Raw genomic sequence first — 18,805 nt, forward strand, 5'->3', positions numbered from 1 at the left:
TTGGGGCAATCTAGATAGCTGTAGGCATTTTCTGCGCTACAGCTTTCTGACGTCTGAAAATAGCACTAGTTAAGTCAAAAATATGTGCACAGTCAAATTTATGACGCGCCTTGTTCGGATTAACTGAGCCTTCAGCCGAACAGATGGTAAACCTTTGACGCACTTTCCGCTCGGTTGATCTGCGACATCTCCTCGAATATCGCCTGGCGCTCCCCGGTTGTCACCTCAAGCAGCTGCTGATAAACCGCCAGCAAACTCTCCAGCTTCTCCCGCAGGGCATCCTCGTCCACCGGCGCATTGCTCAGCGCCTCATCAATTACCGCACGGCACCCCAGGTCCAGTTCGCCAATGGCGTCCCAGTTGCGGGCAACCAATGCGTCCATCAAGGCTTCGCGGGTTTCGTCAATCCGTTGCAGGGCGTGACTCATGACATCTTCCTCAGGCCAGCAGGCCTACAGTGTTGCAATACCGTCCCAGCCTTCCTTGAGCGTAATCATCAAGCCGGCCACTTCGTCGATCATCTCGACATCGTTCTTGGTATTGGCTTCAAGCAAACGCGTAGTCATGTAGGCGTACAGGTTATCCAATTGCTGCAAGGCGGCCGGATCATCGGTTTTTTCCGGGTTCAGGCCGTCACGCAAACCAATCAGGATATCGATCGCCTTGCCCAGCAACAGGCCTTTTTGCGCGATGTCACCACGAGCCATGGCACCCTTGGCCTGGGCCATGCGGTCCAGCGCGCCTTCCATCAACATCTGAACCAGACGGTGCGGGCTGGCCTCGGAGACCTGGGCATGGGAATTGACCTTCTGGTATTGGCGAAGGGCTCTCATGGGATTCATGTTTCTACCTCGTGACAGGCAACAGCTAAAAAGAATGGGCTCTGACTATTATGTCGACGGTGTCGCAAAAAACTTTAAGCCGGCGGTCTGCTGAAGGTGCGCCCGGTGAAGGTTTTCACTTCACCGGGCGGCTTCATTGAGGATCAATCGGTCTTGGGATTGTTCAGCGCATTGAGCGTAGTCATTACGCTCGACCGTTGAGCGGTGAGCTGTGCCACCAGGCTGTTCATCGTAGTGTACTTGGCAGTCAGGCTCGTCTTGAGTGCAGCCATGCGCGCGGTCAGGCTGTCCTGCTGCACTTGCAGGTCCTTGATGTTCGCCGTCAGCGTCGAAGAACGCGAGGCCAGAACCCCGGTACCGCTCAACGCATAGCTGTCGGTCGCCGTTTTCATACGCGCGAGCAGGCCATTGTCACCGTTGAAAATGCCGCCGATGTCAGTAGGGTTGGTGGCAATTGCCGCACCGAACACCTTGTCATCAATACTCAACTTGCCGGTTGTCTGGTCAGTGTTTACACCAAACTGAGCCAGGGACTTCAACGTACCCGAGCCCGCCAATGAGTTCAGCTCGTTACGCAGGGCCGACTGCAAGGAACGCATCGTGGCATCGCCCGTCAGCGCCGCAGACGTAGTAGAACCATCCGCGTTAGTGGTGACTTTGGTCTCAGTGCCGATCGCTGTCATCAAGGCGTTATAGGTATCGACAAACCCCTTTACCGAACTCTTCAGGGTGTCGTTACTGCGGGTGACCGTAATGGTCGAGGCTATTCGCTTGCTTTCGTCGCTAACACCGGTGGGCAACGCGGACACCGCGGTCAACTTGATAGTCACGCCGCTGATTGCTTCGGTCAGGGTATTGCTCTTGGACTCCTGAGCGGTACCGTCAATGGTGTATTTCGCATTCACCGGCGGGCCGCCGACAACTGTAGTGCCGGCTTCCAGTCCGGTGTTACCACCCAGGGTAATGTCTGTACCGGCGCCGGTATTGGTCGACGTCACGACCAGCCGGGAACCGGTTGCGTCGGTCAGGATGTTGGCACTCAGGCCAGCGCTGCTGTACTGCGCGTTGATCGAGTCACGCACTTGCTGCAACGTTGCGCCAGGAGGAACGCTGACACCATAGCTCTTACCTGACTGGGAAATCTCCAGGGTCGTCGCCGTAGAGCCGCTATTGACGACGCTCTTCGCCCCACCCGCGAAGTTCTGGGTAGCAATCTTCGAGGCGGTCGCCAATTGGTTGACCACCAACAGGTAGCTCCCCGCAGAAGCACCGGCACCCAGGGTGACGGTAGAAACGTTGGCATCAGTGGTCGCCGCCGTCAGGCCGCCGATACTGGCGTCCTTGGTCATAGTGTCCATAGCGCCGCGGAACGCATCGAGTGCCGCTTGAATCTTGCCGATCGAGGACAACTGGGCGGTCTGCGTCTGCGACTGCTTGTTGATCTGCGACTGCTTGGGCGCCTGCTCAGCGTTCACCAAAGCCGTAACGATAGACTGGGTATCAATGCCCGTTACCGGGCCGCTGACGGATATATCACCCATGATGTTTCTCCTGATACGGGGCTGGCGCTTTCTTGACGGACGGCGCCTCAAGCAGCTACAGCAACAAAATTCATGCCAGCTCAGACTTTAGCGTCAAACAACACATTGCTGGCGTCGTGAAGACTTTGTGCGAGTTTCAATGCGGTTTCCGACGGGATCTGACGAATGACCTCGCCACTGTCGGTCGCAATGACCTTGACCACCACCTGATGGGTGGAGTCATCAATGGAAAAATCCAGGTTGCGCTGGGCAGCCTGGACAAATTTGCGAATATCGTTGACGGCCTTTTCCAGGTCGTCCGGTTTCGTTTCCTGCTTGGGCTTTACTGTTGCGACGGTTGCATCAACCTTGGGGGTCTGCAAGTCGGCAGTCACAGGGGCAGGCGCACTCTGTGGCGTTGGGGCAGCAGGATAAGACTGGTTCAACTTGACGCTCATGTCCATGTCCAATCTCCTCATCACGCAAAAGACAAAAGGGCACGTAAACGCGCCCTTCCGTCAGTCATCTACCGATGGCTATTACTGAAGCAGCTTCAGTACAGCGGATGGCAGTTGGTTGGCCTGGGACAGGATCGCAGTGGAAGCCTGTTGCAGGGTTTGTTGCTTGGTCAACTGAGCAGTTTCAGCAGCGTAGTCAACGTCCTGGATCTGACCGCGAGCGGCGCTGGAGTTGTCGGAGATGCTCTGCAGGTTGGCAACGGTGTTGTCGAAACGGTTTTGTACAGCACCGAGACCGGCACGCTGGGAGTCGATGTCCGAGATCGCCTGGGTGATCACGTCGATCGAGTTCTGTGCGTTGGCAGCAGTGGTGATGTCAGTGTTGTTGACGGTGGTTTTGGTGGAGTTGGCAGCAGTACCAGTAGCTGCGAACAGACCCGTCACGCCAGCGCCGCTCAGCGAGTAGCTGCTGGAGGAGTTCAGCGACACTGCACCAGTGGCGATGATCGGACCGGCATCCAGTGCAACGGCAGTGCCGGCAGTACCGGTACCATCCAGGGTGGCAACCTTGATACCTGCAACAGCACCGGCGTCGCCAGCGTTGAAGGTCAGGTTCTCACCGGTATCGGACTTGACCGACAGTGCCTTGGTGGTCGAATCGAAGTTAACGGTGATGCCCAGCTTGGCAGCGTTGGACTTCAGTTGGTCAGCCAGGTCAGAAGCGCTGGTTACGCCAGTGAACTGGACCGCAGCACCGCTACCGACTTTCAAGGTGAAGTTGGCGCTGGCAGGGGTTGCAGCAGCGATGGCAGTGGAGTCAATGGTGAACTGGGCAACAGTGCTGGCAGTAGCAGCCAGGCCGCCTACAGCGCCGTTCATTTGCGCAGCGATCTGCTGGGCCGAAGCACTGGCAGCGATGGTCAGGCTCTTGGACTGGCCGCCACCGGTAACGGTGAGTGCGCCGCCGGCAACGCCTGTTGCGCTTGGAGCAACGCCTTGGGATTTCAGCTGCTGCGAACCAATGTTGTTGGCTGCAACGTTACCGATGCTCATGTCGATGGTCTGGTTGGCGTTGGCGCCGACCTGGAACGAAGTAGTACCGAAAGAACCGTCCAGCAGGTTCTTGCCACCGAAAGTAGTGGTGGTAGCGATACGGGTCAATTCAGCAGTCAGTGCTGCGTATTGAGCCTGGTTCGACTTACGGTCGTCAGCGCTTGGCGAGCCGTTGGCGGATTGCAGAGCCAGGGTACGCATGCTTTGCAGGATGTTGGTGGACTGCTGCATGGCGCCTTCAGCGGTCTGAGCAATCGAGCTGCCGTCGTTGGCGTTTTTGATTGCAACGCCCAGGCCGTTGATCTGGCTGGTCAGACGGTTGGAGATTTGCAGGCCGGCCGCATCGTCTTTGGCGCTGTTGATACGCAGGCCGGAGGACAGACGCTGCATGGAAGTTTGCAGGGCGCCGGAAGCCTTGTTCAGGTTGTTCTGAACGTTCAACGAAGCAAGGTTAGTGTTTACTGTTAAAGCCATGACGAAATCCTCGTGGGTTGTTTACTGCGGCTTCCGGCCCTGGCAACCGCCGGGTGTGGCCTAGAGAACCTTCGTAATAGTTATCGTCGTGAAAGCAGGTTGCTTGAGGACTTTTTTGATTTTTTTTACTAGCACGATGCCACCCCTTGTAATTCAAGCATTTACGATAGCCCAAACCCCCGCAATTGCTGGCTTTTTGGCGCCAAATAAAAAACGCCCATGATCTTTCGATCATGGGCGTTTTTTTGTGCAGCGCCTTTAAGGCATCAAGGGCGATGCAAAATCGCCGAGCCCCAGGACAGGCCTACGCCAAAACCACTGATGGCGACGCGCTTCCAGGTGGAGTCGAGCATGTGTTTTTCCAGCAGCAGCGGAATGCTCGAGGACACGGTGTTGCCGGTCTCGACCATGTCCTTGATGAACTTGTCCACCGGTGCATCTTCAAAACGCCGGGCCACGGCGTCGACAATCGCCGCACTGCCCTGGTGAATGCAGAACGCGTCAATCTCGTCAGCCTTGAGGTCCGATTCGTTGAGCAGCTCATGCAAATGCGCCGGAACCTTGAGCAAGGCGAAGTTGAATACCTGGCGGCCATTCATGAAGAACACGCCATCACTGACCTTCAAGTGCGGCGCACCCGAACCGTCAGTACCGAACTTGGCCTTGCCCAACTGCCAGGGCGCGTCTTCGCCCATCCAGGTGGCCGTCGCGGCATCACCAAACAGCATGGTGGTGTTGCGGTCTTCCGGGTCGACGATCTTCGAGTACGGATCGGCGGTGACCAACAGGCCGTTTTTCAGGCCAGTGGCTTCCATGAAGCCCTTCATCGCATAGATGCCGTAGACATAGCCCGAGCAGCCCAGGGAAATATCAAAGGCCGCCACGTTCGTCGTCAGGCCCAACTTGTCCTGGACGATGGCGGCGGTGTGAGGCAAACCCTCTTCGTCGCCGTTCTGGGTGACGACGATCAGCACATCAATGGATTCGCGCTTCAAATCCGGGTTGTTGGCAAACAAGGCGTTGACCGCCTCGACGCACAGATCGGAGGTTTCCTGTGCAGCATCCTTGCGCGGCAGGAACGCCGAACCGATCTTGCCAATGATGAACTCTTCATCCTTGGCGAATTTGGCACCCTGGGCGTAGTTATCGATCCCGTCTGCCGGCACGTAACTGGCGATGCTTTTTATGCCAATCATTGTGGCTTCCCAATACTAAATAGCTGGAGAACACCCCGCGGAACACATCGCCGGGTGCTGACAATAATGGGGATAACCCCGCAAAAAACTCGCCGAAAACCGCCTTTAACCCTGGCGGCAGGCCCTCGCGGAGACCTGGCGACGACCTATCCTTTTCACACGATACAGTGAAGATGCGCTTTATGACTCACAGGTCACTCAATTTTCTGCGCTTTGTGCGAAACACGGGGACATACAAACGCCAGAAACGACAACGGCTCACCCCGTTTCCAGGGTGAGCCGCAAGTTTACAGCCGCCGAATCACATCTTGCTGAACAGGCTCAGCTGGGAGATTTTCACGAACGCCAGTTGCGAGGCCTGCAGCATGGTCTGCTGCAAGGTCAGGTCAATTGCCGCTTGCCCCATATCAACGTTGGCCAGGGACGACATGGTGGACGTGTTGGCCAGGCCCAGGCTGGTGTTTTCCGTGCTCTGGATATCCATGGCGTTCTGCCGTGCACCAATGGAGCCGCGTACCTGATCGATCTGCGCCGAAGCGTTGCCCAGGTTGCCAATACTCGTGGCGACCACGTCCTTGAGGTTGTTCAAGGCAACCGGATTGCCGTCCGCCGGGGTTTCCAGGGCCTTGCGCAATTGGCTCAGGGTATCCAGGGCATTCATGTTCTTGTTGCTGGTGGCGCCGACCGAGAACTGGTCACCGGCGCCTGGCGTGCCACTCACACCAAAGGTCAGGCCGGCCGTGGTGATCGACGTCGCGCCGGCAGCCATGGTGCCGCTGGCAATGGCCTTGCTGTCGGCACTATACGGCTGGGCGAACACCTGGTAATCGGTGCCACTGGTGAACTTGATGACCGCCCCCGAGTTGGGAAAGGTGCTGGTATAAGCCGCCGGGTCCGTGACGCTGCCGCCAGTCAGTTGCGCGGTGGACGGATTGCTTGCCGTACGCGAGATACTGAAGCTGTCGGGCTTGGTTGCCAGGGAGAATTCCTTGCCCGCCACCAACGCATCGGACGCCGCGCCCGGCGCAACGTCCTTGCCCAGGTTCAGCCGGATGTCGAACGTGACGCCCCGCAGGCTGACGCTGGAGGAGCCTTCCTTGGTGGAGTCAAACGTACCGTTGCCGGTGATCTCAGAGGTGACGTCGTTGCCGTCCTTGTCGGTCACGCTGTATTGAGTGCTGCTGGCGAAGGTCAGCTTGTACGGCTGGCCATCGGAAAAGCTGTTGGCAAACTTCGTGCTCGACGTGACCAGGCCCGCCGAGATCCCCACCGTGCCGTCGTTCACGGCAGGCGGCAGCAACGTTGCCTGAGTGCGACCGGTGTTGGACGAGCTTTCAAGCAAAGCCTTGCCGGTATCGCCCATGGAGATCGAGAGGTTGTTCGAAATCTGCAGGCTCAGGGGCGTCTCGTCACCCTGATAGGTGTAGGTGCCGTCATTGTTGCGGGTGTACGGCGGCGTATCGGTCTTGGCACCGGAGAACATGTAGTTGCCGCTGGAGTCCTTGGAGTTGAGCAAGCCCAACACCTGGTCCTCAAGCGCGCCGACCTGGGCGGCAATCGCCTTGCGATCGTCATCGCTTTTGCCGATGTTACCGGCCTGCTGCGCCAAGCCCTGGGCTGTCTGCAACGCGGTGTTGATGCTCTGCAGCACGCTCTCTTCGTTGGTCAGGGAGTTTTGCAGGGTGGTGATGTTGGTGTTGTATTGCCCCAACATGTCTTTCTGCTGCTGCAACATCAACAACTGGGCAGCGGCCACCGGGTCATCGGAAGCGGTCTGCACCCGGACGCCGGAACTCGCCTGGTCCTGGGCCTTCACCACACCGGAATAGTTGTCCTGGTATTTGGCGGAGCTGGTGTCGAAATACTGCTGTGTAGAAATACGCATCGTCCCAGACTCCCTTAAAGTGCGTTGATCAGTGTGCTGAAGGTTTCCTGCGCCGCCTTGATGATCTGCGACGACGCGGTGTAGTACTGCTGGAACTTGATCATGTCGCCCGCCTCTTCATCCAGGTTGACCTGGGACACCGAGTTGGCAGCCGCCTTGTTCGCCGTCAGCAGCGCGCCCGTCGCGGTACTGTCGGTATTGGCCTGGGCAGCCTTGGAACCCACTTGGGACACCAGGCGGCTGTTGGCACTGACCAGGCTCACGCCCCCGTTGCCGTCCGTCACGCCGACGGTTGCCTTGGTTTGCAGCGCCAGCAGCGACTGGGCGTTGCGGCCGTCGGAGGTGGCGCCACTGTTGAAGGAGAAGGTGGTGCTGTCGTTATTGGCCGGCGAGCCGCCAACGGTGGTATCAAAACTGAAGCTCTTGCCGGTGATCACGGCGCCGCTGGCATCGCGCATCGGCACATTGATGGTGATCTTGTTGCCCTGGCCCGGAATGATGCTGCCGGTGCCGATCTTGAAGCCTTGGGCGTCGGTGACGGTGTACGGCTGGGTGCCGTCCGCGGCCTTATCGCCGAACACCATTTTCACCGGCATCGAGTTCTCGATCCCCGTGCGCAATTGGGCCGTGTCGGCGCCGCCGTGAATATCCAGCGGCACCGTCAATTGCGGTGGCGTGAACGTGCCGGTGCCGCTGTTCTTGCCGGCAACACCCGCCAATGGGCCGGCGAACGCGAGTTTATTCGGGTCCGTCAGGTCGACGCCGATCCCGCTGGCGCCATTGCTGGTGGGGCTGACCTTGAAGCTGTCACCCGCCGCCATCGGCCCTTTGCCATCCAGCGCCAGGGTGAAACCGTCAATCACCGGCGGCGGCGTGGTAGCGGTATCGAACGAGCCCATGGCCTTGCCGTCGGAACGCACCACGTTGTACAGGTTGCCGCTGGTGAACGTGACCTTGTAGTCGTAGGTCGTCAGCTTGCTGCTGTCGGCAATCGACACATTCAGGTTGCCGGAGCCGGCGCTGTTACCCGCGGTCCCCTGGCTACGCTGGGAGATGGCCGCCGCACTGTTGATATCGCTGAACAGCGAAGAGCCGAAATCACCGTTCAGGTCCAGGCCCTGGCCCAACTGGTTGTTGATGGTATCGGCGGTGACGATGGCCAGTCGGCCAAGGTCATTGATCGCGGGCATCAGCACATCACTGCGATAACGCATCAGGCCGCCAATGCTGCCACCGCTGACCACCGAACCGATGTCCATGGACGTGCTGCCCATGTTGATCTGGATGGTGTACTGGCTGCTGTCGTTCTTGCTCGGCACTGCGGAAATGGTATTGGCGACATCACCGTCTACCAGCGACTGCCCGGTGCCGGTGGTGATGTTGACCTGGCCGTCCTTTTCAGTGGCCGTGACACCGATCAGCTCATTGAGCGAGCGCACCGCTTCGTTACGCGCATCCAGCAGGTTGGCGGGCGCGTTGCTCGTCGAGCCCTGGACCTGGGAAATTTGCTTGTTCAGGGACGCAATCGAGGAGGTCAGCTTGTTGACCTGATCGCTCATGGTGCTCAACTGGCCGTTGATGCTTTCTTTCTGTTGGGTCAACTGCGAGGAAATCGCGTTGAACCGGTTGCTCAAGGTCTGGGCACTGGTCACCAGCAATTGCCGGGCGGACACGTCACTGGGGGTGGCCGCAGCAGTCTGCGCTGCTGCGAAAAAGGCGCTGAGCACGGCCGACATGCCGGTGCTCTTGTCCGACAGGGTCTTGTCGATCGCACTGGCCTGGCCCAGGTAGGCGTTGGCGTCGCTATTAAGGGCGGTGCTGTTCTGGTAAGCGGTGTTCAGGAAGTCGTTGTACACCCGGCGCACATCCGCCAGGGTCGTACCGGTGCCGATGAACACACCGCCGAACGCATTCGACGCACTGGCGTTCTGGGTGGTCTGCTGACGCGAGTATCCCGGGGTGTTGACGTTGGCGATGTTGTTACTTAAGACCGACAACGATCCTTGGGCGGCGTTGAGCCCCGACATCCCGATATTGAGCAAACTCATGATTCAGACCTTATAAATGAGTGGAAGCGCCCGCGGCAGCGTAGTTCTGGTAGCTGTTCATCGTTTTTGCGATCTGCGAAATCTTGCTGGCGTAATCCGGGTCGGTTGCATAACCGGCTTTTTGCAACTCGCGCACAAACTGTTCCGGGTTGTCGGCTGATTTCACAACTTCTTTATAGCGATCATTGCTTTGCAGCAACGTCACCAGGTCATGGAAGCTGTCCTGGTAAGAGTTGTAGGAACGGAACTGCGCCGTCTCCTTGACCATCGCCCCGTCACGAAACTCGCTGGTGATTGCCCGGGCCTGTTCGCCCTGCCAACTCTGGCCGGCCTTGATGCCGAACAGGTTATGACTGCTGGTACCGTCCGTGGCACGCATCACCGATTTACCCCAACCGGTTTCCAAAGCGGCCTGGGCCACCAGGTAGCGTGGGTCGATGCCAATCCGTGCGGCGGCCTGCTTGGCCATTGGCAACATGGTGGCGACAAATTCGTCCTGCGAGCTGAAGGCTTTTTTCGCTGGCGCCAGCGGCGGCTGAGCCACAGCGCGACCGTAAACCTGCATCTGCCCGTGAGGGGGCAGTGCGGCAAGGCTGCGGGCGGAACTGTTGACCACACCGTCATCGGCGGCGCTGTTACGCAGCGGCGCAGCTTTGGCGGTGGTAGTGGCATCGGCACCCGGCACGATGCCGGCCAGCAGGCGATCCGTCAGTTTGCTCGGCAACGAGATACGGCGCTGGTTCATCAGCGCCATGTCGTTGGCGTGGGAGCCGGTGCCCTCAGGCACCGCCACGCGGTACGCCCACAATGGCCGCTGACCATTGCTGCGGCCCAGCGGGCCATCAGCCTTGGTACCAGCGGCAATTTCGGTCGGCACATCCACCTTCTTCGCGGGAACCGCCGGGCCTTGCAAGGTGGCCGCCTGGGCGTCCACCGGTTTGTTCTTCTGCATCTGGCGCAGCAGCACGTCCGCCAGGCCGATACCACCGCCCTCGCGAGACAAGGAGACCGCCAACTGCTGGTCGTACATTTCCTGGTACTGCTTGGCCGCCGGTGTATTCAGCGGGTTGTCCTTGCCCAGGGCTTCGGTGGCCGAGCGCATGGACTTGAGCATCTCGCCGAGAAACAGCGACTCGAATTCCTGCGCGACCTTGCGCATGTTGCCGTCGCTGTTCTTGTCGCCGAACTTCAACTGGTTCAGCCGGTTGAGGTCGGAATAAGAACCCGAGTCCGCCGTGCTGGTCAGGCCGCTTTTGCGCATGTCCATGGCCATGGCGTCAGATCACGATCAGGTCGGCTTGCAAGGCGCCGGCCTGTTTCAATGCTTCGAGGATCGCCATCAAGTCGCCAGGCGCTGCGCCCACCTGGTTCACCGCGCGGACAATCTCGTCCAGGGTGGTACCAGGGCCGAACTTGAACATCGGCTTGGCTTCCTGCTGGGCATTCACCCGCGAACGGGGGACCACGGCGGTCTGGCCGTTGGACAACGGGCCAGGCTGGCTGACGATCGGGTCTTCGGTGATGGTCACGGTCAGGCTGCCGTGGGTCACCGCCGCTGGCGATACCTTGACGTTCTGGCCAATCACGATGGTGCCGGTCCGCGAGTTGATGATGACTTTCGCCACCGCCTGACCCGGGTCAACCTCAAGGTTTTCCAGCAGAGACAGGTAGTCAACACGCTGGCTTGGGTCCAGCGGTGCGGTGACACGCACCGAACCGCCGTCGATGGCCTGGGCCACGCCCGGGCCGAGCAGCTCATTGATCTTGTCGACCACGCGCTTGGCGGTGGTGAAGTCCGAACGGTTGAGGTTCAGGGTCAGGCTGTTGCCCTGGTTGAAGCCGCTGGGCACGGTGCGCTCCACCGAGGCACCGCCGGGAATCCGGCCGGCCGACGGCACGTTGACAGTGATCTTCGAACCGTCACGGCCTTCGGCATCAAAGCCGCCCACCACCAGGTTGCCCTGGGCAATCGCGTAGACGTTGCCGTCGATACCTTTGAGCGGGGTCATCAGCAAGGTGCCGCCCCGCAGGCTTTTCGAGTTACCCATGGACGAGACGGTGATGTCGACCACCTGCCCCGGCTTGGCGAACGGCGGCAAGTCAGCACTGATGGACACTGCCGCGACGTTCTTCAACTGCACGTTGCCCGAACCCGGCGGTACCTTAATGCCGAACTGCGAGAGCATGTTGTTGAAGGTCTGCAAGGTGAACGGGGTCTGGGTGGTCTGGTCGCCGGTGCCGTTAAGCCCCACCACCAGGCCGTAGCCGATCAACTGGTTGGACCGTACGCCGGAAATGCTCGCGATGTCTTTCAAGCGCTCAGCCTGGGCGCCTGCGCTCAGGGCCAGCAGCAACATCGCAGCCATCAGCTGTTTGAAGTTCAAAGTGATCACCTAGAAAGGGAACAGCGGGCTAAGGAAGAAACGGTCAAACCAGCCCGGCTGACTGGCGTCAGCAAACGAACCCGTACCCGAGTAGGTGATGCGTGCATCGGCAATCCGTGTCGACGGCACGGTGTTGTCGGTGGAGATATCGTCAGCGCGAACCATGCCTGCAATGCGCACCAGTTCGTCACCGGTGTTGAGGGTCATCCACTTCTCGCCACGGACGGCAATGATGCCGTTGGGCAGCACGTCGGCCACGGTCACGGTGATCGAACCGGTCAGGCTGTTGCCCTGCCCCGCCGCACTTTTGCCGTTGGTGGCGCGGTCGCCGCTGTAGCCGGCGTCGAGGCTCAAGTCACCGCTGCCTACCGGATTGTTGGTATTGAGGCCACCGCCAAACAACGAGGTCAGGCCGATGCTGGTCTTGCTGGTCTTGCCGATCTGCGAGTTGGCGTTCTTGCTCGCCTGGGTCTTCTCGTTCAGCGTGATGGTGATGATGTCACCCACCCGGAACGCCTTGCGGTCGCTGTACAGGTTCTGTTCGAAACCGGCCTGGTAGATCGAGCCATTGTTGGCGGCAGCCGGCAGCGGCGTGCGCGGCAGCACCGGCGCATAGTACGGGTCATTGGGCTTTGGCGTCGGGGCGACACAGCCCGCGAGCACAGCAATCCCACTCAATGCCAAAACAGAAACATAGCGATTCATGACCCATACCTCACGGTGTTGCAGGCGCCTTCAAGGACGCCCCATAGACTTGATTACAGATTCTGCGTTACGAACGAAAGCATCTGGTCGGCGGTGGAAATCACCTTGGAGTTCATCTCGTAGGCGCGTTGAGTGGTGATCATGTTGACCATCTCTTCAACGGTGCTGACGTTGGACGTTTCCAGGGTGCTTTGCAGGGTGGTACCAAAGCCGTTGAGGCCCGGGGTGCCGATTTGCGGCGCGCCGCTGGACGCGGTTTCCAGGAACAGGTTGTTACCGATCGCCTGCAGGCCGGCCGGGTTGATGAAGTCGGCGGTTTGCAGGTTGCCGATCACCTGGGAGGCCGGGTTGCCGGCCACGGTGATCGACACGGTGCCGTCGTTGCCGACGGTGAAGGTCTGGGCGTTGTTCGGCACCACAATCGCCGGCTCCAGCGCGAAGCCGTTGGCCGTCACGACCTGGCCGTTGGAGTCCAGGTGGAACGTACCGTCGCGGGTGTAGGTGGTGGTGCCGTCCGGCTGCAGGATCTGGAAGAAGCCCTTGCCGTTGACTGCCAGGTCCAGCGGCTGACCGGTTTGCTGCAAGTTACCGGCGCTGAAGTTTTTCTGGGTGCCAACAATCGCCACACCGGTACCCAGTTGCAGGCCCGACGGCAATTCGCTGTCCTGGGTCGACTGGGCGCCAGGCTGCTTCTTGATCTGATAGAGCAAGTCCTGGAACTCGGCGCGGTCACGTTTGAAACCCGTGGTCGACACGTTGGCCAGGTTGTTGGAAATGGTGGTCAGGTTGGTGTCCTGGGCGGACAAACCGGTTTTGGCAACGTATAGAGCCGGAAGCATGTTCTTCTCCTTCGTGCGCCTGTTTTATGGCGCCGCGCTACAAAATTAGTGTGTGGCTGCTATCAGCTCATTGCCAGGACGCGGGTCATGGCCTGGTCGTCTTCTTTGGCGCTGTTCATCATCTTGATGTGCAATTCGAACTGCTTGGACAGAGCCAGTACCGCCGTCATTTCTTCAACCGCGTTCACGTTGCTCGCCTGCAGGAAGCCCGACGTCAGCTTGACGTTGGCATTGGCTTGCGCCGGCTGGCCATCCTTGGTGTGAATGGTGCCGTCGAGGCCCTTGGTCATGTTCTTGAGGTCGGGCTGCACCAGCTTGATCCGGTCTACTTCAGCCATCACCCGTGGGCCTTCGCCCATGGCGCGGATGCTGATGGTGCCGTCCTGGCCGACTTCGATCTGCTGCTGGGGCGGCACGGCAATCGGACCACCGTTGCCCATGATCGGCATCCCGTTGCCGGCCCGCAGCACGCCCAACGCATCGACGTTCATGCTGGCGCTGCGCACGTAGGATTCACCGCCATCCGGGGTTTGCACGGCCATCCAGCCATCGCCGCTGACGGCCACGTCGAGGTCACGGCCGGTTTCAATCATCGCGCCAGGGGAAAAGTCCGTGCCTGGGCGCTCGGTCAAGGCAAAGGCCCGCGCCGGAAAGCTGTCACCGAACACCGGCATCGAACGCGCCTGTTCCAGGTCACGCTGAAAACCATTGGTGGAAACGTTCGCCAAGTTGTTGGCGTGGGCCTTCTGCGCCAGTGCATTCTGGCTGGCGCCGGTCATTGCCACGTAAAGGTACTTATCCACGCTCTTTCCTCTTTCTGACGGACGCTTGCCGTCCACCGCTGTACTGATGAGGCTTAAGCAATTTGCGAACCAACTTTTGGAAATACGGAAAAGTCCAGGCGGGGCGGGGGTTTGCGGTTTGGGTTGCGCAAATGACGACTGGAGGAGAGTCGAAAAAACGGCGGACTTATGCCGCTAACGGCAAGCGCAGGTATCAAGACCGACAAAGAACCAATGTGGGAGCGGGCTTGCTCGCGAATGCGGTGGGTCAGTCTGTACATAGGGCGACTGTCAGACCGCATTCGCGAGCCCGCTCCCACAGGTTTAACCGCGTTCGGCCTTGAGCACTTCGTAGTCCCGCAACTTGTTGGCAATGGTGGTGTGGGATACACCCAGGCGCTTACCCAGCAGACGGCTGCTGGGATGCTCGGCATACAGCTGCTCCAGCACCGCCTTCTCGAAGCGCCCAACAATCTCCTCCAGCCCACCTTCAAGGGAGAAATCCCCCAGCGGCTGGCGCACGCCATAGTCCGGCAGGCGAATGTGCTCAGTCTTGACGGTGCCGCCCTCACACAACGAAACCGCCTGGAACAGCACGTTCTCCAACTGCCGCACATTCCCCGGCCAGTGGTAATGGCTGAGGCGATCCATCGCCGCCGGCGCCAGCTTGGGCAGCGGGCAGCCGATCTGCCGGCTGGCCTGATCCAGAAAGTGTTCCACCAGCGGCGGCAAACCATCGAGGCATTCGCGCAGCGGCGGGATATGCAGCGAGAGCACATTGAGACGATGGTAAAGGTCCTGGCGAAATTCGCCCCGGGCGCACAGTTCGGAAAGGTCCACCTGCGTCGCGCAGATCACCCGCACATCCAGGTACACCTCTTCATCACTGCCTACCCGGCGGAAGCAGCCGTCCTGCAGAAAGCGCAGCAACTTCACCTGCAACCGCGCACTCATTTCCCCGACACCGTCGAGAAACAACGTGCCGCCCGCCGTCAGCTCCAACAGCCCCAACTTGCCCTCCGCCCTCGCCCCTTCAAACGCGCCAGGCCCGTAACCAAACAACTCGGTCTCGGCCATCGACTCCGGCAACCCGGCGCAATTAAGCGCCATCAATGGCGACTGCCCGCGGGGGCTGGCCAGGTGACAGGCGCGGGCCAGCAGCTCTTTGCCGGTGCCGGTTTCGCCTTCTATTAATAGAGGGGCATCCAACGGCGCCATGCGCCGGGCTTCACGGACCACGGCGGCCATGACTTTGGAGCTTTGGAAAATGCTGTCGAAGCCCCGCAGCTCCTGCTTGCGCACATTGTAGATACGCTCACCCACGCGGTCGGCGCGGTGCAGGGTCAGCACGGCGCCGGCCATGGCTTCGCTGTCGTCATGTTCAGAGGATTGCAGCGGGGCAATATCGGCCAGGAACACATCGCCCTTGACCTTGACCCGCAGGCCATTGATCCGCGACTTGCTGGCCCGTACCAGTTCCGGCAAATCGAAATCTTCGGCGTAGCGCGACAACGGAATGCCTGGCACCTCATCCACCCGCACCCCGAGCAACTGCGCCGCCGCACGGTTGGCGGCGACGATGGAGCCGCCCATGTCGATGGACAGCACCGGAAATTCCAGCGCGCCCAGCAGCGCATTCAGTTCCATATGCCGACGCTCGCTGGGCATCAGCCCTACCCGCTTGACGCCAAATACCCCGGCAATCGCTTCGAACTGCGGGCGCAATGCCTGGAATTGCAGGTTCACCAGGTTCGGGCAGTACAGGTAAATGGCGTTGCCGTGTTCGCCGCCGACCTCGCCCTTGGCGACGTTGACGCCGTACTCCACCAGCAGGTTGAGGATGTCCCGCAGGATGCCGATGCGGTTCTGGCAATGCACTTTGATACGCATGAGAAGGCCCGAAGAAGTGAAGGCGCTGCGTCTATTTGCCGCTGGGCGCAGATAATCGTCAAGATTATGTGACAGCCGTGAGGCGATTCACACCCAAAACACGCCACATACACAGCGAATCACCTTAAGCGTAACGAAAATTTTACGAAACCCGGTAAGTTTTCCTACGGACCTATGGCGCAGGAGGATGGCTTCCTGGCCCAGGCGGCGTATCAATAGGCTCATCCCAGGACATAACAAGAACGAATGCCTAGCAGGAGAGCAGTATGAAGCAGACGCAGTACGTGGCCCGCGAGCCCGACGCGAACGGTTTTATCGACTATCCGCCCGAAGAACATGCGGTGTGGAACACCCTGATCACGCGGCAACTGAAAGTGATCGAGGGCCGCGCCTGCCAGGAATACCTGGACGGCATCGACAAGCTCGGCCTGCCCCATGACCGCATTCCGCAACTGGCGGAGGTCAACAAAGTGCTGGCCGAGACCACCGGCTGGCAAGTCGCCCGGGTGCCGGCGCTGATCCCCTTCCAGACCTTTTTCGAATTGCTCGCCAACAAGCAGTTTCCGGTAGCGACGTTTATTCGTACCCGTGAAGAGCTGGATTACCTGCAGGAACCGGACATTTTTCACGAGATCTTCGGCCACTGCCCACTGCTGACCAACCCCTGGTTCGCGGAATTCACCCACACCTACGGCAAGCTCGGCCTGGCCGCGACCAAGGAACAGCGCGTGTACCTGGCGCGCCTGTACTGGATGACCATCGAATTCGGCCTGGTGGACACGCCCGAAGGCCGGCGCATCTACGGCGGCGGCATCCTGTCTTCACCCAAGGAGACCGTGTACTGCCTCTCGGACGAGCCCGAGCATCAAGCCTTCGACCCGCTGGAAGCGATGCGCACGCCGTACCGCATCGACATCCTGCAACCGCTGTACTTCGCCTTGCCCAACCTCAAGCGCCTGTTCGAAGTGGCGCAGGAAGACATCATGGGCATGGTTGAACGCGGGATGCAGCTCGGCCTACACGCACCGAAGTTTCCGCCCAAGCCAAAAGCGGCTTGAGCCGTGGCTTTTCGGGCCAGGTGAGTCTGTTCCCTGGCCCCGCGTTGCTTTAGGGTGACGCCACTGACGACCGTTTTCCAAACACTCGATTTCAGGAATCCCCACATGACCACCTTGAACCAAGCCCACTGCGAAGCCTGCCGCGCCGACGCCCCGCAAGTCAGCGACGAAGAGTTGCCGGTGCTGATCAAACAGATCCCCGACTGGAACATCGAAGTACGCGATGGCGTGATGCAGCTGGAAAAGGTCTTCCTGTTCAAGAACTTCAAATTCGCCCTGGCCTTCACCAACGCCGTGGGCGTGATCTCCGAAGCTGAAGGCCACCACCCGGGCCTGCTCACCGAATGGGGCAAAGTCACCGTGACCTGGTGGAGCCACTCCATCAAGGGCCTGCACCGCAACGACTTCATCATGGCCGCGCGCACCGACGAAGTGGCCAAGGATGCCGAGGGCCGCAAGTAATGCATTTTGACGCGATTGGCCGGGTGCCCGGAGACCCGATCCTCGGGCTGATGGAGTTGTACGCCCAGGACCCAAACCCGAACAAGTTCGACCTCGGCGTGGGCGTGTATAAGGACGACCAGGGCCTGACGCCGATCCCGTATTCGGTGAAACTGGCCGAGCAGCGCCTGGTGGAGCAACAAACCACCAAGACTTACATCGGCGGCCATGGCAATGCCGCGTTCGGCACGCTGATCAGTGAGTTGGTGCTGGGCGCTGGTTCGCCGCTACTGAGTGAACGTCGCGCCGGCGCCACGCAGACGCCAGGCGGCACCGGCGCGCTGCGCCTGAGCGCCGACTTTATCGCCCACAGCCTGCCCGGCCGTGGCGTATGGCTGAGCAACCCGACCTGGCCGATTCACGAAACCATCTTCGCCAAGGCCGGGCTCAAGGTCAGCCATTACCCGTATGTGGGCAGCGACAATCGCCTGGATGTAGCGGCGATGCTGGCCACGCTGTCCACGGTACCCAAGGGCGATGTGGTGCTGCTGCACGCCTGCTGCCACAACCCGACCGGCTTCGACCTGTCCCAGGATGACTGGCGCCAGGTGCTGAAGATCGTCAAAGAGCGCGAGCTGCTGCCGCTGATCGACTTTGCCTATCAGGGTTTTGGCGATGGCCTGGAACAGGATGCGTGGGCGGTGCGGCTGTTGGCGGCTGAGCTGCCTGAAGTGCTGATCACCAGTTCCTGCTCGAAGAACTTCGGCTTGTACAGTGACCGTGTAGGCGCGCTGATTGTGTGCGCGGCGAACGCCGAGAAGCTGACGGATGTGCGCAGCCAACTGGCGTTTATTGCGCGGAACTTGTGGTCGACGCCGCCGGATCATGGTGCGGCAGTCGTGGCGACCATTCTCGGTGATGCTGAGCTGAAAAAGCGCTGGGCTGATGAGGTTGAAGGGATGCGGGCGCGGATTGCGCAGTTGCGTTCCGGGTTGGTGGAGGCGCTGGCGCCCCACGGATTGTCGGAGCGGTTTGCGCATATCGCGGCGCAACGCGGGATGTTTTCCTATACCGGGTTGAGTGCGGAACAGGTGAAGCAACTGCGGGAGAAGCACAGCGTGTATATGGTCAATTCCGGGCGTGCGAACGTGGCGGGGATTGATGCGACGCGGTTGACGCTGTTGGCCGAAGCCATCGCGGATGTTTCCCACACCTAACTGAAGAAACCGG

Annotated in this window: 17 protein-coding genes; 3 read left to right on the forward strand and 14 right to left on the reverse strand. The window is 60.0% G+C overall.

Features of this window, described 5'->3' with window-relative positions; translation table 11 throughout:
* Positions 1–131: 131 nt before the first annotated feature.
* The 14 genes from SNL23_RS02520 to SNL23_RS02585 form a co-directional block, all read right to left on the reverse strand.
* Positions 132–428: a flagellar protein FliT gene (locus SNL23_RS02520; RefSeq protein WP_076015143.1), complete on the reverse strand. Its 297-nt coding sequence runs from the start codon at positions 426–428 to the stop codon at positions 132–134.
* Between the two features lie 24 nt (positions 429–452).
* Entirely contained in the window at positions 453–842 is a 390-nt protein-coding gene (fliS, locus tag SNL23_RS02525; RefSeq protein ID WP_076015142.1) for a flagellar export chaperone FliS, read from the reverse strand.
* A gap of 143 nt (positions 843–985) precedes the next feature.
* The gene (gene fliD, locus SNL23_RS02530) at positions 986–2,383 is read right to left on the reverse strand and encodes a flagellar filament capping protein FliD (RefSeq protein WP_318301516.1); all 1,398 of its coding nucleotides are present in this window, start codon (positions 2,381–2,383) and stop codon (positions 986–988) included.
* A gap of 80 nt (positions 2,384–2,463) precedes the next feature.
* Positions 2,464–2,826, reverse strand: a complete 363-nt coding sequence (locus SNL23_RS02535; RefSeq protein ID WP_167663655.1) for a flagellar protein FlaG — start codon at positions 2,824–2,826, stop codon at positions 2,464–2,466.
* A 75-nt stretch (positions 2,827–2,901) separates the two neighbouring features.
* A complete protein-coding gene (locus tag SNL23_RS02540; RefSeq protein ID WP_167663657.1) occupies positions 2,902–4,347 on the reverse strand; it encodes a flagellin N-terminal helical domain-containing protein in 1,446 nt (481 codons plus the stop codon).
* A gap of 266 nt (positions 4,348–4,613) precedes the next feature.
* A complete protein-coding gene (locus SNL23_RS02545) occupies positions 4,614–5,543 on the reverse strand; it encodes a ketoacyl-ACP synthase III (RefSeq protein ID WP_076015138.1) in 930 nt (309 codons plus the stop codon).
* 301 nt (positions 5,544–5,844) lie between these two features.
* On the reverse strand, positions 5,845–7,428 hold the full coding sequence (locus SNL23_RS02550; protein ID WP_318301517.1) for a flagellar hook-associated protein 3: 1,584 nt from the start codon (positions 7,426–7,428) through the stop codon (positions 5,845–5,847).
* A gap of 14 nt (positions 7,429–7,442) precedes the next feature.
* Entirely contained in the window at positions 7,443–9,476 is a 2,034-nt protein-coding gene (gene flgK / locus SNL23_RS02555; RefSeq protein WP_076015136.1) for a flagellar hook-associated protein FlgK, read from the reverse strand.
* Positions 9,477–9,486: 10 nt separating this feature from the next.
* Positions 9,487–10,749: a flagellar assembly peptidoglycan hydrolase FlgJ gene (flgJ, locus tag SNL23_RS02560; RefSeq protein ID WP_318301518.1), complete on the reverse strand. Its 1,263-nt coding sequence runs from the start codon at positions 10,747–10,749 to the stop codon at positions 9,487–9,489.
* 4 nt (positions 10,750–10,753) lie between these two features.
* Entirely contained in the window at positions 10,754–11,842 is a 1,089-nt protein-coding gene (locus SNL23_RS02565) for a flagellar basal body P-ring protein FlgI (RefSeq protein WP_032899355.1), read from the reverse strand.
* A 27-nt stretch (positions 11,843–11,869) separates the two neighbouring features.
* A complete protein-coding gene (gene flgH, locus SNL23_RS02570) occupies positions 11,870–12,565 on the reverse strand; it encodes a flagellar basal body L-ring protein FlgH (protein ID WP_076015134.1) in 696 nt (231 codons plus the stop codon).
* Between the two features lie 53 nt (positions 12,566–12,618).
* Complete coding sequence (gene flgG, locus SNL23_RS02575) at positions 12,619–13,404, reverse strand: flagellar basal-body rod protein FlgG (protein WP_003214609.1); 786 nt, start codon at positions 13,402–13,404, stop codon at positions 12,619–12,621.
* Positions 13,405–13,466: 62 nt separating this feature from the next.
* A complete protein-coding gene (locus SNL23_RS02580; RefSeq protein WP_076015133.1) occupies positions 13,467–14,207 on the reverse strand; it encodes a flagellar basal body rod protein FlgF in 741 nt (246 codons plus the stop codon).
* A gap of 303 nt (positions 14,208–14,510) precedes the next feature.
* Positions 14,511–16,076: a sigma-54-dependent transcriptional regulator gene (locus SNL23_RS02585; protein WP_318301519.1), complete on the reverse strand. Its 1,566-nt coding sequence runs from the start codon at positions 16,074–16,076 to the stop codon at positions 14,511–14,513.
* A gap of 266 nt (positions 16,077–16,342) precedes the next feature.
* Between SNL23_RS02585 and phhA the strand changes: the two genes are divergently transcribed.
* The 3 genes from phhA (at position 16,343) to SNL23_RS02600 (ending at position 18,792) form a co-directional block, all read left to right on the forward strand.
* Positions 16,343–17,134 (forward strand): phenylalanine 4-monooxygenase, encoded by a 792-nt coding sequence (gene phhA, locus SNL23_RS02590; protein ID WP_063028067.1) that lies wholly within the window; start codon positions 16,343–16,345, stop codon positions 17,132–17,134.
* A 105-nt stretch (positions 17,135–17,239) separates the two neighbouring features.
* Positions 17,240–17,596, forward strand: a complete 357-nt coding sequence (locus tag SNL23_RS02595; RefSeq protein ID WP_003214616.1) for a 4a-hydroxytetrahydrobiopterin dehydratase — start codon at positions 17,240–17,242, stop codon at positions 17,594–17,596.
* On the forward strand, positions 17,596–18,792 hold the full coding sequence (locus tag SNL23_RS02600; protein ID WP_318301520.1) for an amino acid aminotransferase: 1,197 nt from the start codon (positions 17,596–17,598) through the stop codon (positions 18,790–18,792). Before SNL23_RS02595 ends, SNL23_RS02600 begins: the two co-directional genes overlap by 1 nt.
* Positions 18,793–18,805 lie beyond the last annotated feature (13 nt).

The sequence above is a fragment of the Pseudomonas sp. SED1 genome (assembly GCF_034044025.1).
Lineage (GTDB): Bacteria > Pseudomonadota > Gammaproteobacteria > Pseudomonadales > Pseudomonadaceae > Aquipseudomonas.

Excerpts from the sequence above, each read along its gene's own strand:
- SNL23_RS02520 (WP_076015143.1), bottom strand. The coding sequence starts at position 428 with ATGAGTCACGCCCTGCAACGGATTGACGAAACCCGCGAAGCCTTGATG.
- fliS (WP_076015142.1), bottom strand. The coding sequence starts at position 842 with ATGAATCCCATGAGAGCCCTTCGCCAATACCAGAAGGTCAATTCCCAT.
- fliD (WP_318301516.1), bottom strand. The coding sequence starts at position 2,383 with ATGGGTGATATATCCGTCAGCGGCCCGGTAACGGGCATTGATACCCAG.
- SNL23_RS02535 (WP_167663655.1), bottom strand. The coding sequence starts at position 2,826 with ATGGACATGAGCGTCAAGTTGAACCAGTCTTATCCTGCTGCCCCAACG.
- SNL23_RS02540 (WP_167663657.1), bottom strand. The coding sequence starts at position 4,347 with ATGGCTTTAACAGTAAACACTAACCTTGCTTCGTTGAACGTTCAGAAC.
- SNL23_RS02545 (WP_076015138.1), bottom strand. The coding sequence starts at position 5,543 with ATGATTGGCATAAAAAGCATCGCCAGTTACGTGCCGGCAGACGGGATC.
- SNL23_RS02550 (WP_318301517.1), bottom strand. The coding sequence starts at position 7,428 with ATGCGTATTTCTACACAGCAGTATTTCGACACCAGCTCCGCCAAATAC.
- flgK (WP_076015136.1), bottom strand. The coding sequence starts at position 9,476 with ATGAGTTTGCTCAATATCGGGATGTCGGGGCTCAACGCCGCCCAAGGA.
- flgJ (WP_318301518.1), bottom strand. The coding sequence starts at position 10,749 with ATGGCCATGGACATGCGCAAAAGCGGCCTGACCAGCACGGCGGACTCG.
- SNL23_RS02565 (WP_032899355.1), bottom strand. The coding sequence starts at position 11,842 with ATGGCTGCGATGTTGCTGCTGGCCCTGAGCGCAGGCGCCCAGGCTGAG.
- flgH (WP_076015134.1), bottom strand. The coding sequence starts at position 12,565 with ATGAATCGCTATGTTTCTGTTTTGGCATTGAGTGGGATTGCTGTGCTC.
- flgG (WP_003214609.1), bottom strand. The coding sequence starts at position 13,404 with ATGCTTCCGGCTCTATACGTTGCCAAAACCGGTTTGTCCGCCCAGGAC.
- SNL23_RS02585 (WP_318301519.1), bottom strand. The coding sequence starts at position 16,076 with ATGCGTATCAAAGTGCATTGCCAGAACCGCATCGGCATCCTGCGGGAC.
- phhA (WP_063028067.1), top strand. The coding sequence starts at position 16,343 with ATGAAGCAGACGCAGTACGTGGCCCGCGAGCCCGACGCGAACGGTTTT.
- SNL23_RS02595 (WP_003214616.1), top strand. The coding sequence starts at position 17,240 with ATGACCACCTTGAACCAAGCCCACTGCGAAGCCTGCCGCGCCGACGCC.
- SNL23_RS02600 (WP_318301520.1), top strand. The coding sequence starts at position 17,596 with ATGCATTTTGACGCGATTGGCCGGGTGCCCGGAGACCCGATCCTCGGG.